Origin of the sequence: Phaeovulum molybdatiresistens (assembly GCF_023544865.1) — a bacterium.
In the GTDB taxonomy this organism is placed as follows: domain Bacteria; phylum Pseudomonadota; class Alphaproteobacteria; order Rhodobacterales; family Rhodobacteraceae; genus Pontitalea.
Genome location: NZ_JAMJFX010000045.1, coordinates 1 through 12943, shown reverse-complemented (window position 1 = coordinate 12943; position 12943 = coordinate 1). Strand labels below are relative to the sequence as shown.

The following is a 12943-nucleotide window of genomic DNA, read 5'->3' as shown; positions in this document are numbered from 1 at the left end:
CTACATCAGCCCCATGGAGTTCGAGGCACGCGCTATGCTAGCTTAACCTGCTGTCCACGAAACCGGTAGCAGGCCAACTATCTTTGCCACCACCGAGGCTGCACTGAAAAAGGGAAGTCGCCGCCGCAGGACAAGATCGAAGACGCCTTCGACGATATGCTGAAGGGGATCGTTCCCGCAAAGGCGACGTTCGAACTCGCGGAAAGGATGTTCCGCGATGCATGGGATCGTCGTGCGAGTCAGGTCAAAGAGGAGCAGCAACGACTTCGAACCCGAGCGAAGCAGATCGAGCGCGAGGTGGAGGACCTGTTGCGGCGGGCTGTTCGAACCAGCACGATGCGACGGCAGATGCATACGAGCGTCGAGTGGCAAACTGCAGTCGGAGAGCACCAAACTTCAAGAGGAAGCGGCGTTGACAGCCAAGGATATCTGCGCTTCACCGGCATGGTCCGCATAGGCTTCGAGCAACCGGTCTACGTAGTTCCTTTCGTGGGTTTCGATTTCTTCTGGAGGCATTTTCGACTTCGGCCGAGGGGGAAGTCCGCCACCAAACCGCCTTTGGTGATATCGAGTCTTGCCATGCTGCTCGATCACTTTTCTTGCGGCAGGAGCACTGAAGATACGGAAATCGAAGTTATTCACGTAGTCGGAGAGCTCGCCGACAAGTTCGACAACCTGCTTGTCGGTCACCCTCTTGGAAATGGATTTTTCCCATCCCTCGATCACTTTTGCCTTTAGCTTGGATGCATTGCCCAAAAGCAGATCGAGAGTGGGTGTTGTCCCTTTCGGGGCGATGAAGAAGCAGGCCTTTGGTTCTTTGTAGTCGCCGCAGAACGAGTACCAGAGAATCTTCCCGATCTCTGGCGCGATGTCGGTGAAGCCAAGAGGACGCGCATAGTGCTTGCACTGATAGTTGTCCCAGTCACCCAGGAAGCAGTCGGCATCCCTGAAACCCGCGACGTCTATCCCCTTGTCGCCAGAGCCGGTGGGGCGAACGACATCAGCATACAGTTCGGTGAGTGAATGAACCCACTCATCTACGAATGTTTCCCATTCATCGGAGTCGTAGGTGAAGATCAACTTCAAAGGGTCGATCTTCGGACCGTCCTCGAACCCAGCGGCGGAGAGGGTCGTGTCGTGCGGAAGTTCCCTAACTGCGCATTCAAACTCGATCATTGAGACCAAATATCAGATTTCTCTACCCTAAAGTGTTTTCACAATATCAAGTGTTCTTGGGTCTTCAAGCTGCAACTTGTGGTGCGCCATCCGAATGTCGGCTTGCCCAGGTTGCAGCTGTCGCTGCGCCGCGCTGCCGCAAGTCTGCTTCCCGCCCTTCGTGACCGGCACGCGCGAACCTCGCCACGCGCTGTTCGAATGGCAGCTTGCTCAGTTTCGCAGCGGTGCGGTGCGATGCGGCGACGCCGTTAGGAGGCTCTCCGCCCCCCTCTTTCCGACATCATAGGTTGTCGCCCCACGCTTTGTCCGATCCACCATCTCACTTGCCATCGTAAGCTCATCAATGAGGGAGGTGAGCGAAATGGACCTGATTGAGGGGGTGGTTTGACCCCGGAGCAGTGGATTCGGTTTCCGCGTGTCTGCTTTTTCGACGCCTAAGATTTAAGCACTTTCGGTCTTTGTGCCCAAACTTACTCTATGCTCTCAAGCTTCTCGAGCAATGTGGCAGCGCTACGCAGCTTGCAATGGCTTCGACCTGCATATGGTAAGTGGGGCCGCACTCTGGGCGGCAAGCATGACTTGCCTCCCGCAGACCAGATCAGACCTCCGTCAAATCTCCCTCAGATGATTTGCAAGTTAACCTGTCATGGGGAGGCCTCGCCCGAACCCCGCGTAACATGTTGTTCTTATGATGACATTCTGTGCGGTCGAAATCATGAAGATCTCTAAGTGGCTGATCTAAAAGGACTTACCTTCTTGATCAGCGAGGTAGAGCAGCGGATTTTCGTTCAGTGTATCCACAGTGTCCGCTTTGAGAAATTATCATTTAAAAACAATATGTTGATGGAAATTCAAGGGAAGCCGCGCTTCTCGCTCACATTGCCACAAAATCATCCAAATTGCCAAGATTTGAAGGAAATTATCGCTTACACGAGCTGTGTCATCGATAATTTCACGCTGTAAGTGTCTGTTTTTAAAGGATTTAAGTGGTGCCCAGAGCCGGAATCGAACCAGCGACACGCGGATTTTCAATCCGCTGCTCTACCAACTGAGCTATCTGGGCACCGGGCCATTGCGTGGCATCTGGCGTTGGTGGAGTGTAAGTAGACGAGGGCGGGGGGGCTGTCCAGAGGGTTTGCGCGAAAAAATTTGTCTTGGGCGCAAATCCTGGCGCGGGGTGATCAGGCAAGACCAGAAGACCCGCGGCGATCTTCGCTGGCGGGCGGTGGCTCAGTTCAACGGGGGTTCGGGCGCAGTCGGGGGGCGGTCTTCCTCCTCGGCCAGGTCGCCGGGAATCACGTAGGACCCGTTGAGCCAGCGTGCCAGATCGACATCGGCGCAGCGGCGCGAACAGAAGGGGCGATACTTCGGATCGCTTGGCTTGTGGCAGATTGGGCAGCTCATGGCGCGCGATCCGCCAGTGCCAGTGCCAGCGCGACCCTGTCGCGCTTGCGCTGCAGTTCGAAATTGCCCAGCGGCGTCCATCCGGCCAGGCTTGTTTCGGCGGCCTCACCCTTGAAGGCCACGCGCAGCTGCTGTTCCAGGGTGGCGCGGTCGCGTTTGGGCATCGGCGCGAAATCGACCGTGACCTGCCCGCCCAGACCGCGCAGGCGCAGCTGGCGCGGCAATTCGCGCGCGGCGGCGATATTGGCCTTCAGGCTGGCGGCGGGCGAACCGTCATTGCCGGTGTTCACATCCACCGCGATCAGCGCGCGGGTCGGTTCGATCATCATATGCGCGCCGCCGGGCAGGGGCACATGTGCAGCCAGCAGCGCATCGATCGCCTCCAGCACGCCATGATCGGCCATCTCGCCGGTGATCACCTCATCGGGGGCGGGATCGGCCCAGTCGCGCCAGGATTCCTCATGGGGGCCGGGCGCATCGACCAGAAGTTCCGGCGCGCCCGTGGTATCTGCCATCACCGCCTCGGCCAGATCACGCATCGCGGCGATATCTTCGACGATCTCGCCATCCTCGGACCCCTCGCAGGCCGAGCGCAGGATCAGCCCCATGTCCGAGCCTTGCATCACCACGCCCGCCAGCGCGGCCAGATCTTCGCGCAGCTGCGGATCGCGCACCCGGCGCGAGACATTCAGGCCCGGCGCGCCGGGCGTGACAATGGCCAGGCGCGATTTGAACAGCACCCGCAGGCTGACCGGCAGGGCCTTGCCGGGTTCGGCGCCGCCGGTGACCTGGCAGATCACGCTTTGGCCCGGCGACAGGCCCTTGACCTCACGCAGGAAACCGCGTTCCTCGCCCGGCAGGCGCACAAAGACGCCGCCTTGGCCCTTCATCTGGCGATCGACCGTGGCGCGGCAGACCGCGCCAGGGGCAAGCGGCACCACCGCAGAGGTGTCGATCAGCAGGTCTTCAAGCCGGCCATCGACCATCAGCGCGGCGGCCTCGCGGCCCCCGATTTCGCCCAGAATGACGACACGTCCCTTCATCAGTCGGGTTCCTTCGCGGTGATGCCGAAACTGGCCAGAAGCGTCGCGGTTTCGGCAAGCGGCAGGCCGACGACGCCGGTGAATGAGCCCTGAATCCACGGAATGAACGCCCCGGCGCGGCCCTGAATGGCATAGCCGCCGGCCTTACCTTCCCATTCGCGCGACGCAAGGTACAGGTTCACATCGCTGTTCGAAAGCGGTCGGAAACGGACGGTGGTGTCAACCAGCCGCTCACGAAGGCCCGCGGGGCCGCGAACGGCGACAGCCGTCAGCACATGGTGACGACGGCCCGACAGCGCCCACAGGAATTCCGCCGCCTCGGCCGCATCCCGCGGTTTGCTCAGGATGCGCCGACCCAGCGTTACCGTGGTATCGGCGCATAGCACCACCTCATCTTGTGCGCAGGGGATGGCGGCGGCCTTTTCGCGGGCAATCCGGGCGACGTAATCGCGCGGCGCCTCGTCCTTTTTCGGGTCTTCGTCGATTTCGGGGGCGCGCACGGCATCGGGCACAAGCCCAAGCTGCGCCAAAAGCTCACGCCGGCGGGGGCTCGCGGAACCGAGAATCAGACGCGGCACGGGACGGCCGCGATCACTTGAAACGATAGTTGATGCGGCCCTTCGTCAGGTCATAGGTGTTCATTTCCACCTGCACCTTGTCGCCCGCCAGAACCCGGATGCGGTTCTTCCGCATCTTTCCTGCCATATGCGCGATGATTTCATGGCCGTTTTCCAGCTCGACCCTGAACGTCGCATTCGGCAGGAGTTCCTTCACGACGCCGGGGAATTCGAGCATTTCTTCCTTGGCCATGGTCACTCCTGGATATGCCGCCCGCCTGATCCGGCGGGCGCGCCCTAGATGCGCCCGGATCACGAAATTTTCAAGGGCAATGTCGACGGTGCGGGCGTCAGCGGGGTGTTTTGCCCGTGAAAGCCGGGTTTGCGGGGGGGATTTCGTCCTCAAGATTGCGCAGCCAGAACTGTAACGGCTTGCGGGTCTGCTGCACATCGCCGCGGTCGGTCCAGTCGAATTGCGCGATGACGCCGGGCAACGGGGCATAGCCACGGGCGCGCCAGAAGGCATCCAGCGGCCGGTAGGCGGCGGGTCGCGCGGGATGATCGGCGGGGCGGATCACGGCGCAAAAGGCGCTGAAGCGGCGGCCAAGCGCGCGGGCATGGGCTTCGCGCGCCTCAAAGAACGCATGTCCGACACCGCGCCCCCGATAGGCGGGCAGCAGGACCGATTCCGCGCAGTAGAAGATTTCATCCAAAGGGTAGGGCGTTGCGGCGAAAGGTGCGGCGAAATCGGCGGCGTGATCCTCCATCGGGGTGCCGGTCGCAGCCCCGACCAGATCGCCGCCGTCGAACGCGCCTACCACGATCGCGCCCGGGCTTGTGCGATAGGCGTCCAGATAGCGCCGTTCGTAGTCAAGATTGCCGTCATAAAGATAGGGCCAGTCGCGGAACACGGTGATGCGAAGCCGCGCCAGGTCATCCAGCACAGCCGTCAGATCGTCCCCCTTCAGAACCCGGATATCCATATCTTCCCCCGCCAATCCGGGCCATTCTGGCCTGATCCGCGGGGGACCGAAAGACCATTTCGATCAGGCAGCCCGGCCCGACCGCCAGGCATGTCCGTGTTCGCGGATCGTGAACCCTTCCATCAAGGCGTTGATCGTTTCCAGCTGTTCTGACAGCACCCGCGCACTTCCGGCATATTGTTCCGACAGCGCCATGTTCTGGTGGGTGATCGTGTCGATCTGCCCCAGCGACGCGGAGACTTCGGCAACGCCGCGGGATTGTTCGGTGGTAGCGCGGGCGACACTGGCGATGCCGCCCACCACCTGTTCCACCGCTTCGTTGATCCCGGCCAGCGTGGTGCCGGCATCGCGCACCAGGGAAACGCCCAGCCGCACGTCGGCCTCGCTTTTCTCGATCAGATCGGCGATCGACTGGCTGGCCTTGGCGGATTGCTGGGCGAGGTTGCGCACCTCGGCGGCGACGACCGCGAAGCCGCGGCCCACTTCACCGGCACGGGCGGCCTCGACCGCGGCGTTGATCGACAGAAGGTTGGTCTGAAACGCGAAATTCTCAATCACGCGGGTGATTTCAGACATCTGCTTGGTGTGGTTTTCAATCCGTTCCATCGCGGTCACGACCTGGCCGACAACGCCGACGCCGGCACTGGCACGTTCGCGTGCATCGCCTGCGACCCCATTGGCCGTCTGCGCGCTGTCCGAGGTGAGCCGGATGTTGTCTGCGATCTGGGTTACTGCGGCGGCGGTGCGATCAAGCGATTCGGCCTGATGGGTGCCGCGCTGGGCCAGATCCTGCGCGCCGGTGCGAATCTCATGCGCCTGCTGGCGCATTTCCCGCGTGGCGTTGCGCACCTGGCCGATCATCGCGCCCAGATCATGCACCATCTTGTTGAAACTTTCGCGCATTTCGGCGAATTCGCCGCCGATGGTCTGGTCGATCCGCACGGTCAGATCCCCCTGCGCCAGCCGCAGCAGGCCGGTGATCAGGGCCCGCACGGCCAGCTTTCGTTCCGTGACGTCGGTGGCGTATTTCACCACCCGCACGACCTGGCCACGCGCGTCCAGCATCGGGTTGTATGAGGCGACGATCCACACCTCGCGCCCGTTGCGCCCAATCCTGCGGAATTCGCCGGTCTGGGGTCGGCCCGCGCGCAAGGCATCCCAGAAGGCTCGATATTCCGGTGTCTCGGATTCGTTTCCGGCCAGGAACATCGCGTGGTGCTGGCCGCGGATATCGCCAAGCTGATAGTCCAATGCTTTCAAAAACAGGTCATTGGCGGTCAGCACGCGCCCCTGGGGCGTGAATTCGATCACCGCCTGCGACCGCGACAGTGCGCGCAGCTGTTCGGCGGCCAGTGCGGCGGTTTCCTTGGCGGCGGTGATGTCGATGGCGAATTTCACCACCCGTTCCACCCGCCCGTCCGCCGCGCGCACCGGCGCATAGGTGGCCGCGACCCAGATGGCGCGGCCATCCTTGCCGATTCGGCAGAATTCGCCCTGTCGCGCCTGACCGCGCCGCAGATCGGTCCAGAATTCGTTGTATTCCACCCGATCGGCCGCGCCGGGTTCCAGAAACATGGCGTGGCGCTGGCCCGCAATTTCGGCCAGGGAATAGCCGGTCAGGGCAAGAAAGCGGTCATTGGCGGCCAGAATCCGGCCATCAAGATCGAAGGCGATGACGGCCTGAACGTCCTCGATCGCGGAAAGGGCCTGACCCGCGTCAGGCAGAAGGTCGGAAATTGTGGTCATGAAACGGCACTCGCAAGGGGACGAATGCCTTCACGTTACGGTGCAAGGCCTAATGAAGCGTTACGCCGCGTTCACCTGCGCCAGCCAGTCGGCAAGGTTGTAATAGGTGGTGATCCGCGCGATCTGGCCATCGCGGAGGGTAAAGAACGAGCCCGCCGGCAACACATAGCTCTGGCCCCGCGCCGCAGGCAGGCCGGAATCGGTGGCCAGATAGGTGCCATGCACGGTGAATTCGGCTGCGGCCCGGGCGCCATCTTCGGACACGAAGATCGTCATGTCCTCCAGACGTTCGCGGTAGCAGCGCGCCATATGGGCGTTGAATTCGGCAAAGGCCGCCCGCCCGTGGCGGATCTGGCCTTCGTTGACGTGATGCGCCAGATCGTCGCTGACCAGCGCCATCATCGCTTCGGTATCGCCGGCGTTGAAGGCCCGGAAATAGGACGCGATCAGCGCCCTGGCTCTGTCCTGCGTCATGCGGTTTCCTCGGTTGGGGGGCCAAAGCGTTCGACCATCCTGGCCACGATCTGATCGCGGGTCTTGCGATAGGCGGCCAGCTTGGCCTCGCGCCCCTCGGCCAGGCCGGTGGGGTCCATGATCGGCCAATATTCCACGTCCAGGTGGTAATAGCGCGTCAAGTCCAGCGCGCGCCGCTGGCTTGCGGGCGACAGCGCCACGACCAGATCAAAGCTGGACAGATCGTCGCCCCAATCCTGCATCTCGTCAAAGGACCGCGCGCGGTGGCGCGACAGTTCCACCCCAATTTCCTTGCACACGGCGATGGTGAAACCGTCGATTTCCATGTCCGATTTTACGCCGACCGACTGCACATAACAGCCCTGGCCATAAAATTTCTTCATGATCCCCTCGGCCATCGGCGAACGGATGGCGTTGTGGTCGCAGCAGAACAGGACCGAATGGGGAATATCGCCCATCACTTCACCGGAGCAAGCACACAGATCAGGGTGAACAGGCGGCGCGCGGTGTCAATGTCCAGCGTGGCCTTGCCTTCAAGGCGTTCCTGCAGGACGCGCGCGCCTTCGTTGTGGATGCCGCGCCGGGCCATGTCGATCGCCTCGATCTGGCTGGGGGGCAGCTTCTTCACCGCCTCGAAATAGCTGGCGCAGATCTGGAAGTAATCCTTCACCACCTGCCGGAAGGGGCCGAAGGACAGGTGGAATTCCGCCACCTTTTCCCCGGCTTCGGTGGTCGTGTCAAAGACCAGCCGCCCGTCGCGCACTGAAAGATGCAGCGCAAAGGGGCCCTGGGGCGGCGGCCCGTCGCCACGGCCGGGCAGGGAAAAGTTGTTGTCTTCCAGCAGGTCATAGACCGCGACGCGGCGTTCCTGTTCAATCTCGGGGGTGGGGGCGGGCAGGCCGGCTTCGTCGATTTCGATGCGGCAGATGCGGGACATCACTTTTCCCCTTCGTTCAGGGCATCCAGACGGGCGCGCACCGACAGGCCATGGGCCTCAAGGCTTTCCGACCGTGCCAGCCGTTCCGCCGCAGGGCCGATCGCGGCCAGCGCCGCAGGCGTCATCCGCGCCAGCGTCGTGCGTTTGAGGAAATCCATCACCGACAGGCCCGACGAAAACCGGGCCGAACGCGCCGTGGGCAGCACGTGGTTCGGCCCGCCGATGTAATCGCCGATCGCCTCGGGCGTCCAGGCGCCAAGGAAGATCGCGCCGGCATGGGTGATCTGATCGGCCAGCGCGTCCGGGTCGGCGACGCACAGTTCCAGATGTTCGGGCGCGATGCGGTTCGACAGTGCCGCCGCCTCGTCCAGGTCGCGCACCACGATCACCGCGCCATAATCGCGCCAGCTGGCCCCGGCAATCGCGCGCCGTTCCAGCGTCTCCAGCCGCGCGGCCACCGCATCCGCCACCGCTTGGCCAAAGGCCGCATCGTCGGTGATCAGGATCGATTGCGCGCTTTCGTCATGTTCGGCCTGGCTCAGCAGATCCAGCGCGATCCAGTCGGGGGTGTTGTCGCGGTCGGCGATGACAAGGATCTCGGACGGCCCCGCGATCATGTCGATGCCGACTTTGCCAAAGACCCGGCGCTTGGCCGCGGCGACATAGGCATTGCCGGGGCCGGTGATCTTGTCCACGGGCAGCACGGTTTCGGTGCCATAGGCCAGCGCCGCCACCGCCTGCGCGCCGCCAATGCGGTAAACCGTGTCCACGCCGGCAATTTCGGCGGCCAGCAGCACCAGCGGGTTGACCACGCCGCCCGGCGTCGGGCAGGCAACCATCAGCCGTTCCACCCCCGCCACCTTGGCCGGGATCGCGTTCATCAGAACCGAGGACGGATAGGACGCAAGCCCCCCCGGCACATAAAGCCCCGCCGCCGACACCGGCGTCCAGCGCCAGCCCAGCGTGGCCCCCTCGGGGTCGGTCCAGCGCGCATCCTCGGGCATCTGGCGGACGTGATAGGCGCGGATCCGTTCGGCGGCCAGTTCCAGCGCGGCGCGATCCGCGGGGGCGACGCGGGCGATTTCCGCCGCGATCTCGGCCTTGGAAAAGGCCAGCGTTTCAGGGGTCAGGTCCAGCCGGTCAAAGCGCGCGGTCAGATCGATCAGCGCCGCATCGCCCCGGGCGCGCACATCGGCGATGATCGCCGCCACGGCGGCATCCACATCGGGCGCATCTTCGCGCTTCATGCCCAGAAGCGCGCCAAACCGCGCCTCGAAATCCGCATCGGTGGTGGACAGGAACTGCGGCATCGGCCCCTCCTTGGTTGGGTCAGGACTTAGAGCTTGCGCGCCCGTCCCGCAAGCGCCGCACTGCGGAAAAGCGGGTTTCTTTGGATCAGTCGGGGTGATGCGGCGCCTGGCCCGAAGGCGCGCGGTAGGGCCGCGTGACGTCGCGCAGGTCGATGTCCAGGCATTCGACCTGCGCCGCAATCCCGCCATCGCCCGCGAAGGTCAGCACCACACGCCCCGCGCCATCCCCCGCCGGTTCCCAGGCCAGATCCAGCAGCGACAGAACCAGGTCGGGATCCTTGCGGTCGATGCCCATGCTGGACACGCCGGTCACATCGCCAATCACCAGAAGCGCGCGGGTGCGTTCATAGGGGCGGCGGGCGGCCTCGGCGCGGTCCTTGTCTTCCCAGCGGAAGCGGTTGATCAGCAGGGCAAGCCTGCGCGCCCTGGCGTTCCAGACGATATCGGCGGCCGACAGCACCGCATCCTGCACAAGCGCCGCGATCACCGGCAGGTCTTCGGGCGATTCGGCACGCAGCGCCAGTGCGCCTTCCCCCGCATCCTCGAATCGCGCGTCCTGTGTCATTCGCCCTTCACCCTTTCGATGGTTGCGCCCACGGCCGACAGCTTTTCTTCTACCCTCTCATAGCCGCGATCCAGATGATAGACCCGGCTGACCACGGTTTCGCCCTCGGCCGCCAGCCCCGCAAGGATCAGCGAGACCGAGGCGCGCAGATCGGTCGCCATCACCGGCGCGCCGCGCAGCCGTTCCACCCCGGTCACGGTGGCATGGCCGCCATGCACGTCGATCTTTGCCCCCATCCGGATCAGTTCGGGGGCATGCATGAAGCGGTTTTCAAAGATCTTCTCTTCCAGAACGCTGACGCCATCGGCGGTGCACAGCAGCGCCATCATCTGTGCCTGCAGGTCGGTCGGGAAGCCGGGGAAGGGTTCGGTCACCACATCGACCGCCTTCACGCGCCCGTTGCGCCGGCTGACCTTCAGCCCGCGCGCCGTTTCCTCGATCGAGACGCCGGCGGCATCCAGCTTTTCGCAAAACGCCGCGACCAGATCGATCCGGCCACCCAGACATTCCACCTCACCGCCGCAGATCGCCGGGGCCAGCATGTAGGTGCCCAGCTCGATCCGGTCGGTGACCACCGGATGCGTCGCCCCGCCCAGCCGGTCCACGCCCTGAATGGTGATGGTGGATGTGCCCTCGCCCTCGATCTGCGCGCCCATCTTGCGCAGGCACTGCGCCAGATCGACGATTTCCGGTTCCCGCGCGGCATTTTTCAGCACCGTGGTGCCGCGCGCCAGCGTCGCCGCCATCAGCGCGTTTTCGGTGGCGCCAACCGACACGAAGGGGAATTCGATAACCGCCCCGCGCAGCCCGCCCTGCGGCGCGCGGGCGTGAACGTAACCCTCGCGCAGGTCCAGATCCGCCCCCATCGCCTCAAGGGCCTTCAGGTGCAGGTCCACCGGGCGGGCGCCAATCGCGCAGCCGCCGGGCAGCGACACGATCGCATGACCATCGCGCGCCAGCATCGGCCCCAACACCAGAATCGAGGCGCGCATCTTGCGCACGATGTCATAGTCCGCCGTGTGGTTGTTCAGGTCGTGGCTGGACAACGCCAGCACCTGACCGCCCTGCAGGCTCGCCACCTCGGCCCCCAGTGAGGACAGAAGCTGTGTCATCGTGCGAATGTCCGACAGCCGCGGCGCATTGGTCAGCGTCAGCGGCTCATCCGACAAAAGCGTCGCGGGCATCAGCGTCAGGCAGGCGTTCTTGGCCCCCGCAATCGGAATTTCGCCCCGAAGCTCGGCCCCGCCTTTGACAATGATCTGGTCCATGGGACTAGTCTTCCTTCTGTTCTTCATCCGCGGCATCGTCCAGCTGCGCCGCGCGGGCGCGGGCCTGGGCCTTGCGCCGTTGCAGGTTGGCACGCAGCGCCGCGCGCAGCCGTTCTTCACGGCTGGTGTCGGTGCCGTTCGGGGGGGGCGTGGGGCCGGTCTTGCGGGGTTTGTTCGTCATCGAGGCCCTCTCTATCCTGTCGTCCGAAATGCGTCCAGTGCGGGCGCGCGACTTTGCGCTTGCACCCGCCTGCGAATACGTCTACATCGCCGCCACGGTCGGAACGGACCACACCGGCGCTGCGGTAGCTCAGTGGTAGAGCACTCCCTTGGTAAGGGAGAGGTCGAGAGTTCAATCCTCTCTCGCAGCACCATCTCATCCCCTTGAATATAAAGAAAGTCCTTGCTTGCAAGGGCTTGGTGTCATTTCTGGTGCCAGAACAGGTGCCAGAACAGGTGCCAGAAAGGGGCAAGGACATGGCTGCCAAGCGTCGACATTGGAAGGAAAAGGACGGGCGGTTCTGGGCGCGTGTCTCTATTCCGGTCGCGCTGCGTCCTGTGTTCGATAACAAGACCCAGCTGACGGAACCGCTCGGCGGTGATCTGCGAGTCGCGGATCGAAATCACGCTGCGGCTGTAGCACGACTTCAAAGTCAGCTAGAGCAAGCCAGGCGTTCTGTCATGGCTGCTCAGCCGCCTGCTGAGCCGACAATCAGCCTCCGAGACGTCACTGCCAAAGACTACGATAACGCCGTCTGGGATCACTACACGAGCGTTCTGGAGGCCGCAGAGAGCAAGCGTGCAGCGATGCCCACACCTTCCGAGATAGCGGGCGCATATGAGGCGGCCATGCGGCGCATAGATGCTGGCGATGCAGACCCGCAGCGCCATCCCGTCCGCATGTTCAACGTCTATACGGATTACGAACTGAAGGCTGGAGCCCGTCACTTCGATGAACAGATCCGTCGTCGTCGTCTGGCCGCTTTGCGGTCCTCTCTCGCCTCGGGCGACATGCGTTTCATTGACTCAGCGACAGCGGCCTACGTTGCGGAGCAACACCTCGCAATTAATCAAGGGTCATCCGAGTGGCGTGAGCTGGCAGAACGGTTGATTCGGGCTGAAATCGAAGCGCTTGAGCGCACCCTCGAGCACGACAGAGGTAACTTCGGTGGCAGGCCGTCAGATCCGATCGTTCGACCGCCAAGCGAGACATCGAAGCCGGCGAAGCCTGTATTGCTCACAGACCTGTTCCTTGAATACATCGCGGACCGTCAGTTGATTGGCAAGCATCGCGATGGTGGGGCGTCTTGGCAACATGTCGTTGAAAGCTTGGTGAAGTTCGTCGGTCATAACGATGCACGACGTCTCACCAAGAGGGACCTTCTTGATTGGCGCGATTCACTTAACAGGCCGCTGAAATAGTCCCGGCTCGACAGTGGTTTGAGAACATGATTCACCCTCGGCACGATAACGGCGGGGA

16 protein-coding genes and 2 tRNA genes are annotated in these 12943 nt (G+C 63.2%); 2 read left to right on the top strand and 16 right to left on the bottom strand.

The genetic code is table 11. From position 1 onward, the window contains the following. Positions 1–42: 42 nt before the first annotated feature. The 16 genes from MXB90_RS16850 to MXB90_RS16775 all read right to left on the bottom strand — a co-directional run bounded on the left by MXB90_RS16850 (position 43) and on the right by MXB90_RS16775 (position 11644). Entirely contained in the window at positions 43–354 is a 312-nt protein-coding gene (locus MXB90_RS16850) for a hypothetical protein (protein WP_250046582.1), read from the bottom strand. Between the two features lie 42 nt (positions 355–396). Next, entirely contained in the window at positions 397–1176 is a 780-nt protein-coding gene (locus tag MXB90_RS16845) for a hypothetical protein (protein WP_250046581.1), read from the bottom strand. A gap of 987 nt (positions 1177–2163) precedes the next feature. Further along, positions 2164–2239, bottom strand: a tRNA-Phe gene (locus MXB90_RS16840). Positions 2240–2406: 167 nt separating this feature from the next. Then, positions 2407–2580, bottom strand: a complete 174-nt coding sequence (locus MXB90_RS16835) for a DNA gyrase inhibitor YacG (RefSeq protein WP_250046580.1) — start codon at positions 2578–2580, stop codon at positions 2407–2409. Then, positions 2577–3623 carry a ribonuclease E/G gene (locus MXB90_RS16830; protein WP_250046579.1) on the bottom strand — a complete coding sequence of 349 codons (1047 nt, stop codon included), beginning with the start codon at positions 3621–3623 and terminating at the stop codon, positions 2577–2579. Before MXB90_RS16830 ends, MXB90_RS16835 begins: the two co-directional genes overlap by 4 nt. After that, positions 3623–4201 (bottom strand): Maf family protein, encoded by a 579-nt coding sequence (locus MXB90_RS16825; RefSeq protein WP_462982319.1) that lies wholly within the window; start codon positions 4199–4201, stop codon positions 3623–3625. The genes MXB90_RS16830 and MXB90_RS16825 overlap by 1 nt, the downstream gene beginning before the upstream one ends. A gap of 13 nt (positions 4202–4214) precedes the next feature. Next, positions 4215–4433, bottom strand: coding sequence for a translation initiation factor IF-1 (gene infA / locus MXB90_RS16820; protein ID WP_010397442.1), 219 nt, complete (start codon positions 4431–4433; stop codon positions 4215–4217). A 97-nt stretch (positions 4434–4530) separates the two neighbouring features. Beyond that, on the bottom strand, positions 4531–5163 hold the full coding sequence (locus MXB90_RS16815; RefSeq protein ID WP_250046578.1) for a GNAT family N-acetyltransferase: 633 nt from the start codon (positions 5161–5163) through the stop codon (positions 4531–4533). A gap of 63 nt (positions 5164–5226) precedes the next feature. After that, the gene (locus MXB90_RS16810) at positions 5227–6909 is read right to left on the bottom strand and encodes a methyl-accepting chemotaxis protein (RefSeq protein WP_250046577.1); all 1683 of its coding nucleotides are present in this window, start codon (positions 6907–6909) and stop codon (positions 5227–5229) included. A 60-nt stretch (positions 6910–6969) separates the two neighbouring features. Continuing rightward, positions 6970–7383 (bottom strand): ketosteroid isomerase-related protein, encoded by a 414-nt coding sequence (locus tag MXB90_RS16805; RefSeq protein WP_250046576.1) that lies wholly within the window; start codon positions 7381–7383, stop codon positions 6970–6972. After that, positions 7380–7841 (bottom strand): arsenate-mycothiol transferase ArsC, encoded by a 462-nt coding sequence (locus MXB90_RS16800; RefSeq protein WP_250046575.1) that lies wholly within the window; start codon positions 7839–7841, stop codon positions 7380–7382. The genes MXB90_RS16805 and MXB90_RS16800 overlap by 4 nt, the downstream gene beginning before the upstream one ends. Beyond that, the gene (locus tag MXB90_RS16795; RefSeq protein ID WP_250046574.1) at positions 7841–8320 is read right to left on the bottom strand and encodes a UPF0262 family protein; all 480 of its coding nucleotides are present in this window, start codon (positions 8318–8320) and stop codon (positions 7841–7843) included. The genes MXB90_RS16800 and MXB90_RS16795 overlap by 1 nt, the downstream gene beginning before the upstream one ends. After that, entirely contained in the window at positions 8320–9630 is a 1311-nt protein-coding gene (hisD, locus tag MXB90_RS16790; protein ID WP_250046573.1) for a histidinol dehydrogenase, read from the bottom strand. Before hisD ends, MXB90_RS16795 begins: the two co-directional genes overlap by 1 nt. An 85-nt stretch (positions 9631–9715) precedes the next feature. After that, entirely contained in the window at positions 9716–10195 is a 480-nt protein-coding gene (locus MXB90_RS16785) for a DUF2948 family protein (RefSeq protein WP_250046572.1), read from the bottom strand. Continuing rightward, entirely contained in the window at positions 10192–11463 is a 1272-nt protein-coding gene (gene murA, locus MXB90_RS16780; RefSeq protein ID WP_250046571.1) for a UDP-N-acetylglucosamine 1-carboxyvinyltransferase, read from the bottom strand. The genes MXB90_RS16785 and murA overlap by 4 nt, the downstream gene beginning before the upstream one ends. 4 nt (positions 11464–11467) lie before the next feature. Next, a complete protein-coding gene (locus tag MXB90_RS16775; protein ID WP_250046570.1) occupies positions 11468–11644 on the bottom strand; it encodes a hypothetical protein in 177 nt (58 codons plus the stop codon). Between the two features lie 118 nt (positions 11645–11762). Here MXB90_RS16775 and MXB90_RS16770 point away from each other — a divergent pair. After that, a tRNA-Thr gene (locus MXB90_RS16770) sits at positions 11763–11837 on the top strand. A gap of 46 nt (positions 11838–11883) precedes the next feature. Further along, the gene (locus MXB90_RS16765) at positions 11884–12885 is read left to right on the top strand and encodes a hypothetical protein (protein ID WP_250046569.1); all 1002 of its coding nucleotides are present in this window, start codon (positions 11884–11886) and stop codon (positions 12883–12885) included. The last annotated feature ends 58 nt before the right edge of the window (positions 12886–12943 follow it).

Excerpts from the sequence above, each read along its gene's own strand:
- MXB90_RS16815 (WP_250046578.1), bottom strand. The coding sequence starts at position 5,163 with ATGGATATCCGGGTTCTGAAGGGGGACGATCTGACGGCTGTGCTGGAT.
- MXB90_RS16805 (WP_250046576.1), bottom strand. The coding sequence starts at position 7,383 with ATGACGCAGGACAGAGCCAGGGCGCTGATCGCGTCCTATTTCCGGGCC.
- infA (WP_010397442.1), bottom strand. The coding sequence starts at position 4,433 with ATGGCCAAGGAAGAAATGCTCGAATTCCCCGGCGTCGTGAAGGAACTC.
- MXB90_RS16845 (WP_250046581.1), bottom strand. The coding sequence starts at position 1,176 with ATGATCGAGTTTGAATGCGCAGTTAGGGAACTTCCGCACGACACGACC.
- MXB90_RS16800 (WP_250046575.1), bottom strand. The coding sequence starts at position 7,841 with ATGGGCGATATTCCCCATTCGGTCCTGTTCTGCTGCGACCACAACGCC.
- MXB90_RS16835 (WP_250046580.1), bottom strand. The coding sequence starts at position 2,580 with ATGAGCTGCCCAATCTGCCACAAGCCAAGCGATCCGAAGTATCGCCCC.
- MXB90_RS16775 (WP_250046570.1), bottom strand. The coding sequence starts at position 11,644 with ATGACGAACAAACCCCGCAAGACCGGCCCCACGCCCCCCCCGAACGGC.
- MXB90_RS16810 (WP_250046577.1), bottom strand. The coding sequence starts at position 6,909 with ATGACCACAATTTCCGACCTTCTGCCTGACGCGGGTCAGGCCCTTTCC.
- murA (WP_250046571.1), bottom strand. The coding sequence starts at position 11,463 with ATGGACCAGATCATTGTCAAAGGCGGGGCCGAGCTTCGGGGCGAAATT.
- MXB90_RS16830 (WP_250046579.1), bottom strand. The coding sequence starts at position 3,623 with ATGAAGGGACGTGTCGTCATTCTGGGCGAAATCGGGGGCCGCGAGGCC.
- MXB90_RS16795 (WP_250046574.1), bottom strand. The coding sequence starts at position 8,320 with ATGTCCCGCATCTGCCGCATCGAAATCGACGAAGCCGGCCTGCCCGCC.
- MXB90_RS16785 (WP_250046572.1), bottom strand. The coding sequence starts at position 10,195 with ATGACACAGGACGCGCGATTCGAGGATGCGGGGGAAGGCGCACTGGCG.
- hisD (WP_250046573.1), bottom strand. The coding sequence starts at position 9,630 with ATGCCGCAGTTCCTGTCCACCACCGATGCGGATTTCGAGGCGCGGTTT.
- MXB90_RS16850 (WP_250046582.1), bottom strand. The coding sequence starts at position 354 with ATGCATCTGCCGTCGCATCGTGCTGGTTCGAACAGCCCGCCGCAACAG.